Source organism: Halorubrum tibetense, assembly GCF_042661865.1.
Lineage (GTDB): Archaea > Halobacteriota > Halobacteria > Halobacteriales > Haloferacaceae > Halorubrum > Halorubrum tibetense.
On the sequence record NZ_JBHSWW010000560.1, the window covers coordinates 1 to 798 of the forward strand.

Annotated in this window: 2 protein-coding genes; one reads left to right on the forward strand and one right to left on the reverse strand. The window is 43.9% G+C overall.

Annotation, left to right across the window (positions count from 1 at the left end; translation table 11 throughout):
- Positions 1-276: dTDP-4-dehydrorhamnose 3,5-epimerase family protein (locus tag ACFQEU_RS16960; protein WP_379784048.1), on the forward strand; the 276-nt coding region annotated here is incomplete at its 5' end.
- An 80-nt stretch (positions 277-356) separates the two neighbouring features.
- On the opposite strand, the gene ACFQEU_RS16965 is transcribed toward ACFQEU_RS16960, so the two are convergent.
- On the reverse strand, positions 357-798 hold a 442-nt coding region (locus ACFQEU_RS16965), incomplete at its 5' end, for a PilZ domain-containing protein (protein ID WP_379784050.1).

The following is a 798-nucleotide window of genomic DNA, read 5'->3' on the forward strand; positions in this document are numbered from 1 at the left end:
TTTGGGTGCTGGATGGGTGTTACTTTGTCGGCTAAAAATAAGCAGTTGTTGTGGGTGCCGGAGGGCTTTGCCCATGGTTATTTAGTCCTTTCGGAGTACGCGGACCTCAGTTATCAATGTACCAATTATTACCATCCTGAAAGTGAGGTTGCCATTCGTTGGGATGATTCAGATGTGGCAATCCAGTGGCCTCTTGCCATAAATCAAGTTCCTCTATTGTCCGAAAAAGATACGGCAGCGGTTTGTTTTCAATCAGCCCCGCCCTTTAGCTGCTGAGTTAATGCGCTTTAATTTGCTGCATCCCGCAAACAATGGGTGCTCGTAGTTTTTGGTGTTTGGCTGCAGCGTGAGGTACTCTAAATGTTATTAATATAGTGCTCTATGTTTCCCTTTTGTTCGCTGGTTATTTCATTAAAAGAAATCCCGTATTCGTAAAACTCTCCATCTGCTCGTTGAATTGCCAATTGGCTTTTAATTGTTCCTTTTAGCTGAATGATTTTGTCCGAGCCATCGATGGATAGCTTCGTGACAAGTAGGAGTTTAGTGTCTGCTTGCCCTATGACGTCCTTAGCGGTGAGTTTGCAGCCAGATATACTTAAGTCGATTATCTTTCCGGCTAAAGATTTTGAGCTGGACTTAATGGTCGCTATCAAAGACGTGGCAACACGCTGCGCTTTGCGGGCTTCGTCTTTAGCAATAAAAACTGGAAAGCCTAGGTACACATGGGCAAGAGGTTTATCGATTAAACTAAGTACTTGTACACTAAACAGGATCGAACAGTTCAACTCGTCGGAATAG